Here is a 9,380-nt window from a genome sequence, read left to right on the forward strand (position 1 = left end):
TCTATTCCCGCTGCCATGGTCGTTACAGAGGCTTCTAGGTTGCTTACAGATCTAGCTAAGTCCTTATTTGAGAAGAGATAAATGGCTAAGAAGTCAGCAGCAAAAAAGAAAGAAAAATCATTTGAAGAAACGCTCTGGGATGCGGCAAATAAGCTGCGTGGAAGTGTTGAATCGTCAGAGTACAAGCACATCGTTTTAAGCCTGATCTTTTTGAAATTTATCAGTGATACCTTTGAGAGGCAGAGGCAGAAACTGATAGATGCAGGGCTTGAAAAACACGTTGATATGGTGCCTGCATATACCAAAGACAATGTATTCTATTTGCCTGAAAAAAGTCGCTGGAGCTTTATTCAGAAGAATGCAAAGCAGGAAGACATTGCGCTCAAAATAGATACCGCATTAAGTACCATCGAGAAGACCAACAAAGCTCTTCAAGGCGCTCTCCCAGATAACTATTTCTCACGTCTGGAGCTGGATGTTAGCAAACTGTCGGCTTTGATAGATGTGATTAACAACATTGATACATTGGCAAACCCTCACCAAGATGTAGTTGGACGTGTCTATGAATACTTTCTAGCTAAGTTCGCTATTGCAGAAGGTAAAGGTAAAGGCGAATTCTACACTCCAAAGAGTATCGTAAATCTGATAGCAGAACTGATCGAACCCTTTAAAGGGAAGATTTACGACCCTTGTTGTGGCTCAGGCGGTATGTTTGTTCAGTCGATGAAGTTCATAGAAAACCATCAGGGTAATAAAAAAGACGTGTCTGTATATGGCCAAGAATATACAGGGGCTACTTATAAACTGGCCAAGATGAATTTGGCAATTCGGGGAATCTCAGCCAATCTGGGGGCAGCCTCTAAAGACACCTTTGCCAATGATCAGCATGAAACACTTAAGGCTGATTTTATTATGGCCAACCCTCCCTTTAATCAGAAAGATTGGCGTGCTACAGATGAATTAACAGACGATCATCGTTGGGATGGCTATGAGACACCTCCTACCAGTAATGCAAATTATGGTTGGATTTTACATATGGTTTCAAAGCTATCTGAGAATGGAGTTGCTGGCTTTATACTTGCTAATGGCGCTATTTCAGGAGATGGGATAGAAAAAGCCATTCGTAAAAAATTAGTTGAAAACAACTTGGTTGAAGCAATTATCATCTTGCCCATGAGAATGTTCTATACCACTGATATCAGCGTCACTTTATGGATTCTTAACAAAAATAAAAAAGCTAGAGATGTTCCCCATGGAGATCTGACACGCCACTATCGATCTCGTGAAGATCAAGTGTTATTCATGGATCTTCGGAAGCTTGGCGAACCGTTTGAAAAGAAATATATTCAATTTTCTCCTAGTAGAATATCTGAAATAGCAGAGACTTTGCATACTTGGCAAGAAGTACGAGCCGAATCTGAATATGAAGATATTGAAGAATATTGTTACGCCGCTAAAAAAGATGAAATTGCTGCTAAGGACTATTCACTTGTACCTAGTAAATATATTCAGTTTAAGAACCATGATCAGGATGTCGATTTTGATCAGAAAATGAATCAAATACGTGATGACTTTGAGTCACTTCTTAAACAAGGAGAGAAGTCTAAATCTGAACTGTTGAATGTATTTGAAGAGCTGGGTTATGAGATCTCATTATAAACGCATTGGTGATTACGTCACTCAAATCAAACAGAAAAACACTGATGGTTTAGTCTCAGATTTAAAGGGTATAAATATTAATAAATACTTCATGCCGTCTGTAGCAAATACCAATGGTACAGACCTGAAGAAGTATCGGGTTGTTGCGAAAAAGCAGTTTGCATTTAATCCGATGCATGTTGGTCGTGATGAAATATTGCCGATAGCGATGCTCGAAACTGACGATCCTATAATTGTCTCGCCTGCTTATGTGGTATTCGGGGTAAAAGATGAAGAGCAACTGTTGCCAGAATATCTGATGCTATGGTGCAGACGTTCAGAATTTGATCGTAATGCTTGGTTTATGACGGATAATAGCGTACGTGGAGGGTTTAGCTGGTCTGATTTTTGCGATATGGAATTTCCCGTCCCGCACATCGAAAAGCAGCGCGAAATCGTTCGAGAATACGATATAGTAAATGACCGCATAGCACTAAATAACCAATTCATCCAAGAATTAGAAGATACAGTTCAAACGATTTATAAGCGTTGGTTTGTAGACTTCGAATTTCCTATATCCAAAAAGTACGCTAATTCAATCGGTAGACCAGAGATAGAGGGGATGCCTTACAAATCAACAGGTGGAAGGATGGCTTATTCTACTCAATATGGGAAAGACCTTCCGTTAGGTTGGCAGCTATATGAGCTTGAGAATCTAGTTGAACGTGTATGTGTTGGGTTTGTAGGGACTTTGCACTCTTCATATTGTAAGGAAGAAGAGGGGGTTAGACTCCTCAGAACTACTGATCTTTCCGAATTAGGTATGCAGTACGCGGAGAATAAATTCGTTCTTCCCGAGTTTCATCATAAGAACATAAAATCGCAGCTAAATTATGGCGATATTCTAGTGGCACGGCATGGTTCGAATGGAATGCCTGTAATCTATGATCGTACTGATGAATCTAATTGCCTGAATGTCATCATCGTAAAACCTGCATCGGAAAGAATGCCTTCAAAAGTTGTACAGACATTCATGAAATCAAATTCTGCTATGGAGCAGGTTCGTGTCTCTCTAAGAGGATCGGTACAAAGTGTACTTAATACGAAAATAGTTGCGTCTATGAAGTTACCTTACTTTCCTCATGATGCCGTAAATTACGTTGACCTTTCTCCCTTTTCAAAAATCCAGCAGCATATTGAAAGTATCAGAAAAGAGAGTGAGCTACTCAATAAATTCAGACTACTACTTTTCACAAAAATATCTAAGGCTTGATGGATGAAGTTTACTGAAGAAAGGCTTGAGCAGGCCATCATTGAATTGCTAGGGAAAGAAGGCTACCTGCATACAAAAGGGGAGCAGGTTGGGAGAACAACCGAAGATGTGCTGATTAAGGCTGACCTTCGTGATTTTTTAGCTCAGCGCTATCAGTCAGATTCAATTACTGAGTATGAAATTGAATCTATCATCCATAAGCTGGAGTTCCTGCCAGCATCCGACTTGTACGATACCAATAAAGCCATCATGAAGTTTGTTTCTGATGGCTTTCTATTAAAGCGTGAAGATTCATCGCAAAAAGATTTATACATTCAGCTGATTGACTATGACGAGATAGATAGCAACCGCTATCGCATTGTCAATCAGATGGAAATACAAGGCTATGAGCTGAGGATTCCTGATGGAATTTTGTATATTAACGGTTTACCGTTGGTTGTATTTGAGTTTAAGAGTGCGATTCGTGAAGAGGCAACGATTCACGATGCCTACAAGCAGCTTACCACGCGATATGACCGTGATATCCCCGAACTATTTAAGTACAACGTGCTGTGTGTAATTAGCGATGGTGTAAATACCAAGATGGGGTCTTTCTTTGCCCCTTACGAATTCTATTATTCTTGGCGTAAGGTATCTGGCGAAGAAAAGCTAGAGAAAGAGGGTATCGATTCACTCTTCACTATGACCAGTGGCTTGTTTGATAAGCAGAGGTTGGTAGATGTTATCCGAAACTTCATTTATGTACCTGACACCTCTAGCAAGCAAGAGAAAATAGTCTGCCGATATCCTCAGTACTACGCAGCTACGAAGCTATTTGCCAATATTAAGCAACATATGAAGCCGCTTGGTGATGGTAAAGGCGGCACATACTTCGGAGCTACTGGCTGCGGTAAAAGCTTCACAATGCTCTTCCTGACTCGTCTGCTGATGAAGGACATCGAGTTAGGCAGCCCTACCATTATATTGATCACAGATCGCACCGATTTAGATGATCAGTTGTCTGGGCAATTTACCAACGCGAAAACCTACGTAGGCGATCAAAATATCATTAGCGTTGAGAGCCGAGCGGAACTGAGAGAGCAGCTAAAAGGTAGGAAAAGTGGTGGCGTGTTTCTTACTACTATCCATAAATTTACTGAAGATTTAGATCTGCTTACCGAACGTACTAATGTCATCTGTATCTCAGATGAAGCCCACCGTAGCCAGGTCAATTTAGAGCAGAAAGTTACTGTCACTGAAGAGGGTGTGAAGAAGACTTATGGCTTTGCTAAATACCTTCATGACTCGCTTCCAAATGCCACTTACGTTGGATTCACTGGCACTCCTATAGACGCAACGCTAGATGTCTTTGGTGCAGTCGTGGACAGCTATACCATGACAGAATCTGTTTACGATGATATTACTGTTCGTATTGTTTATGAGGGCCGAGCTGCAAAAGTACTGCTTGATGGTCGCCAGCTGGACGAGGTGGAGAAGTATTACAAAGAATGTGAAGAAGCAGGCGCGAACGAATATCAGATTGATAAAAGTAAGACTGCTATGGCCAGCATGTCTACTATCCTGGCTGATCCTGATCGCATTAAAGCGATAGCTAAAGACTTTGTGGAGCATTATGAAAATCGTGTAGAGGAAGGTTCCACGCAGAAAAGCAAAGCCATGTTCGTGTGTAGTAGCCGAGAATCCGCATACCTCTTCTACAAAGAAATTATCCAGCTCCGCCCTGAGTGGGATGAGATCAAAGTCTGCGAGGAAGGTGCCACCTTATCTGAGAGTGATAAGAAGAAGGTTAAGCCGATGGAGCGGGTTAAAATGATCATGACCCGAAACAAAGACGATGATAAGACTCTGTGGGGTATGCTCGGTAACAAAGAGTACCGAAAAGAGCTGGATCGTCAGTTTAAAAACGGTAAATCCAACTTCAAAATTGCCATCGTGGTTGATATGTGGCTGACAGGATTTGATGTGCCATTTTTGGACACGATCTATATCGACAAGCCCCTTCAGAAGCACAGCCTTATTCAGACTATTTCTAGGGTAAACCGTAAGTTTGAAGGCAAAGAAAACGGCCTGGTAGTTGATTATATCGGCATCAAGAAGCAGATGAACCTGGCTCTCTCTCATTATACTGGTGGGCAAGAGCAGAACCTTGAGGACATCAAGCAATCAGTCATCGTAGTGAAAGATCACCTGAGCTTATTAGATGGCCTTTATCACGGATTTGATTCATCTCCGTATTTCACTGGTTCCCCACTTGAGCAACTGCATTGCCTCAATTCATCAGCCGATTTCGCCCTGCGTACGAAGAAGTTTGAAAAGACCTTCATGGATCTGACCAAACGACTTAAATCAGCCTATGACATTTGCGTTGGTAGTAGCGAGTTATCTCAAGAACACAAAGACAAGATCCATTACTACCTGGCTATTAGAACTATCGTCTTCAAGATAACTACGGGCGGTGCTCCTGATATTGACCAGATGAACAGTCGTGTAAGGGATCTAGTGAAAGACGCACTACTCAGTGATGGTGTAGAAGAGATCTTCAAGCTTGGTGAGAAAGATGGCGGAGAGATCGATATCTTTGATGATGATTACCTTGCCAAACTGGAAGTGATTAAACAGCCCAACACAAAGCTCCAACTACTACAGCAGATGCTGGCCAAGGCAATAGGCGAGTTTAAGAAAACGAACAAGGTTAAAGGGGTAGATTTCACGAAGAAGATGAACTTGCTTGTTGAGAAGTACAACGAGCGTGACGAGCAGGACGTTCTTCGTAGTGAGGTTATCAATGATTTCTCAGACGAGATTATAAGCCTCTATAACGAACTGAGAGAAGAGATGGCTTCATTCGGGGAGATGGGTATCGACTTTGAAGAAAAGGCCTTCTACGACATTCTGTTAGCTCTGGCGCACAAGTATGACTTCACATACCCCGAAGATCGATTACTCGATCTGGCGAAAGAAGTTAAAAAGGTCATTGATGACAAAGCCAAATACACGGACTGGAACAAACGTGCAGACATCAAAGCTGAGCTGCAATTTGATCTGATCATCTTGCTGGATGAGTGGGATTATCCGCCAATTGATCGTGATGAGGTTTATAAAGAGATCTTTGAGCAAGCTGAAAACTTCAAAAGGAATGCTGCTTGATCACGAATGCTGAGACTAGTTTTATCGTGATCCTGAGTAAGACCTGATCTGACGGTATATGTCTGATTAAGACCCTAATTCTCCTCTTGACGAGTGACGGATTTTCTTTGATGAGGTCTTTGATTTTTGAATACGTCACATCGTAAATGCTGCGGTGTGGGGTATTCACGGAGTTTGTCACGAGCGGCCTTCAGAACAGTAAGCAACGAGGGGCTGTTTTGAGTGCTGTTTTCAAATGGCAGAAATTAGCAGGTTTTCGATATTTGTTATGCGTTGCAGCGCAATGCTGCCGCGTCTTAATGCGTTAGTAACTAGGGATGAATGCCCCAAAATTACTAACTGATCAGAAGGGCGTGTAACAGCCGTATATAGCAGTGTCTGATCAAGCATATGGCTGACATACCCAGGGAGTATCAAGATGCATGTAGGCCACTGAGAGCCTTGCGATTTGTGAATCGTAATCGCGTATCCTAAATCCAGAATTTCCAAGGTTTCATAAGTGATATCGATGATCTCGCCATTGATATCCATTTGGGCTACAACACCATCTTCATCAGGTTCTTTATAGATCGATGTGATTGAACCCAAATCACCATTACGGATGCCAGTTGTGTAATCGTTTGATGTGACCATGATCTGATCATCTAGCCTTAAAACTGCGCCAGTTCTAGTTATCCAGGGAATCCAGCCTCGAATGCCATCCTGATAATGAATCTCTGGACGCACTTCTTTTTCATCACGATATGCTTGTATTAGCTTGTTGAGATTATCAACACCCAGCGGGCCTTTACGAGTAGGTGTCAGCAATATACAACCTTGAGATCCGCCAGCCTTTTCCCACTCTGCTATGATTCGTTCGTGAGAGCTATCAGCGGAATATACACAGTCACCAGAGTCACTGTTCAATAGGCCGTGGTGATAGTCATTTTCACGAATACTAGTCGCTAGTTGGTGAATGCCAGAATCCTGGCCTTGGCGTTTAACTTGGGTTAACTCATAGACAGGCAGAGGGCTTTTCATCACAGCGTGGAAAATCAAGCCACTGCCAACAGGTGGAAGCTGAGCCACATCACCAACCATGACGATTCGTGTTGCATAAGGTAGTACTCCGACCAGCTTGTACATGGTCAAAAGATCGACCATCGAGGCCTCATCTATTACAAGCAGAAGGTGATCTGGCATTGATTGCTTCTTCTCACCAATGTGATCTGAAATTAGTTTAGCGATAGTGAAAGCTGGCCTTCCTGTACTCTCTGACATGCGTTGTGCTGCACGTCCTGATAAGGCAGCCTGGTATTCATACATACCATCAGAAAGCTGCTCATAGATGGAGAGCATTGCTAACAGTATTGTGGTTTTTCCTGTACCAGCCCCTCCACTGATAACCGATACAGGTGAGCTTACAGCATTCTTCACAGCCTCGCGTTGCTCGGCTGTCATCTTGAAGGGGAGGGTAGTCTCAAAAGACAATAAAGCTTGCTCGATAGCGTTATCTGTTAGATTTTTTTCCCACGCAGATAGAAGTGATCCGTCTCCAGGCTCTCGTGAAGCCGCTTTGCTGATAAAGCGTGCTACAGCGTGTTCTTGAATGGCTGACCCTAATGTTTGATACCCGTAGGGTGTTTCGAGAAGGACTCCTTTTTTCAAAGAGTCTTCAATAATTGAATCAGCAGAAATATCCACATCTTTTGCGATGACAGAAGCATCGGTTAGAAGCTTCTCTTTCGGGATAAGAGTTGATCCAGTGCGATAACAATACTTAGAGGTAACATGCTCTGCAATTGCTGCTATGAGATCTTGATTGGAGACTTTCAAGTTTAGCTTATCAACCAGTCCCAGAATTTTTTCAAAAGACACACCGAAAGCGGCAAGGATGAACGGATTGGTCTTCAGCTGTATGAGCGCCTCAGAATTGTAAACACGGATTAATCGTTCAGCTAAACTGAGTGGAAGGCTTGAACCCTGTAACCACTCCAGAACGGCGTACAGGCCCTCGGAAGGCCATTTGGCAATTAATGCCTTGGCTCGGCCTTCATTGAATCCTTGAACCCTTGTAAGGGCCTCTACATCGCCTAGAGATACTTTTTCATTGAGGTCTGGTATTGCTCGCACTAACCGACGTGCTAGAACATCACCAATGCCCTCGACATTGCCAGAAATCCATCTGGCAATAAGTTCTCCCGAAGGCTTTAGGAGCGTAGCCGTATCAACATCTATGAGTTCTTCTTTAATCAGGATGCCGTTGATGCGGTACTCACGTTGAGTTCGCTCTCCAGTTATGGCCCAAAGACTGCCTACCTCTGCCATCTCAAGGCAGTTTTTGGGGAGCCTTGCGGCTAGCGTCATTTCCATAAACTCTATCGTTCCGTCGTCATTTATGGGTTTGACGGTACGTATACCAGATGGGCGTACTTTAGAGACCTGGACATTTAGCATGAGCGAGGAGCCATTCCTGTTTGCTGAATCACTTCATCGATTGCAGAAAAACGCTCTAATTGCTTACGTAACGTGGCATTCTCAGCCTTGAGCTTAGCGATCTCGTCTTCAAGCTTGCTGACTTCTGAAGCGCGTTGGTTTGCTCGCTTTTCTGAGCGCTCACGAGCGGCCTCATGAGCCTTGCTATCAGTTTTTTCTTTCTCACCAAACCAGCGCTTTTCAGCTTTATCAAGAAAGTCTCTGACTGTAAGATTCTGAGTTGTAACTGAGCGACTAAAATCAAGTTCAGCACAGAGTGCAGCTCGGTTAATTTTTCCACCATTGTTGTACTCGTGGAAATCACCTGCCTTATCACGCTGAGCAATCCAGTTTTCCACTCTTTCTGCGTACAGCTTTCCTTTCTGTTTGCCGTTCATTTTTTCTTCCGAAACTGGGCAATTAGCGGGTCATTCAAATCAAGAACATTGTCATCTTTGACTTTGATGTTTGCATTTAAAAGCGGAGACCGCTCGGTAAATTCTTCAGGATCAATTTTTCTCCTACGGGCAATCATTGCTGCGTAAGCAAGAGCTTCTCTTGCCTTATCTCTTTCATCTTGAAGCTCTTTAATCTGTTTCTTAAGTTTTTCAATTTCAGACTCAAGTACGCTGATCTTAGAGCCTTTAACCGTGTACTCTTTACCTTCGTTCTTGTAGCTTTTAGTCAGCTTCTGGACACGCCCAAACTCAGAATAAAACTTTCCGTTGCGCCATAAAGTTTGCTTGCTTACTCCAACTTTCTCTATAAAGAACTGCCACTTGAAGAGTGATGGGTCTAATGCTTGGCGTTCAAAGTCACTCAACAATTTGAAGGCAAGTTTAAGCTGCTGATCAGTCATCGCCATTGC

General features: G+C 42.8%; 6 protein-coding genes. 3 read left to right on the plus strand and 3 right to left on the minus strand.

Features of this window, described 5'->3' with window-relative positions; all coding sequences use genetic code 11:
• Nucleotides 1-81 precede the first annotated feature (81 nt).
• Genes OCU49_RS06935 through OCU49_RS06945 form a run of 3 tightly spaced genes read left to right on the plus strand, consistent with a single transcriptional unit; the run spans nucleotide 82 to nucleotide 6,058 of the window.
• Entirely contained in the window at nucleotides 82-1,659 is a 1,578-nt protein-coding gene (locus OCU49_RS06935; protein WP_261844253.1) for a type I restriction-modification system subunit M, read from the plus strand.
• Complete coding sequence (locus OCU49_RS06940) at nucleotides 1,643-2,911, plus strand: restriction endonuclease subunit S domain-containing protein (RefSeq protein ID WP_261844254.1); 1,269 nt, start codon at nucleotides 1,643-1,645, stop codon at nucleotides 2,909-2,911. The genes OCU49_RS06935 and OCU49_RS06940 overlap by 17 nt, the downstream gene beginning before the upstream one ends.
• A gap of 3 nt (nucleotides 2,912-2,914) precedes the next feature.
• Complete coding sequence (locus OCU49_RS06945) at nucleotides 2,915-6,058, plus strand: type I restriction endonuclease subunit R (RefSeq protein ID WP_261844255.1); 3,144 nt, start codon at nucleotides 2,915-2,917, stop codon at nucleotides 6,056-6,058.
• Between the two features lie 231 nt (nucleotides 6,059-6,289).
• Here OCU49_RS06945 and OCU49_RS06950 read toward each other — a convergent pair whose 3' ends face one another.
• The 3 genes from OCU49_RS06950 to OCU49_RS06960 all read right to left on the minus strand — a co-directional run bounded on the left by OCU49_RS06950 (nucleotide 6,290) and on the right by OCU49_RS06960 (nucleotide 9,377).
• Entirely contained in the window at nucleotides 6,290-8,410 is a 2,121-nt protein-coding gene (locus tag OCU49_RS06950; protein WP_261844256.1) for an AAA family ATPase, read from the minus strand.
• Between the two features lie 77 nt (nucleotides 8,411-8,487).
• Nucleotides 8,488-8,910 (minus strand): VPA1267 family protein, encoded by a 423-nt coding sequence (locus OCU49_RS06955; RefSeq protein ID WP_261844257.1) that lies wholly within the window; start codon nucleotides 8,908-8,910, stop codon nucleotides 8,488-8,490.
• Complete coding sequence (locus tag OCU49_RS06960; RefSeq protein ID WP_261844258.1) at nucleotides 8,907-9,377, minus strand: sensitive to high expression protein 9 homolog; 471 nt, start codon at nucleotides 9,375-9,377, stop codon at nucleotides 8,907-8,909. Before OCU49_RS06960 ends, OCU49_RS06955 begins: the two co-directional genes overlap by 4 nt.
• Nucleotides 9,378-9,380: the final 3 nt, after the last annotated feature.

The sequence above is a fragment of the Aliamphritea ceti genome (genome assembly GCF_024347215.1).
Taxonomy (GTDB): Bacteria; Pseudomonadota; Gammaproteobacteria; order Pseudomonadales; family Balneatricaceae; genus Amphritea; species Amphritea ceti.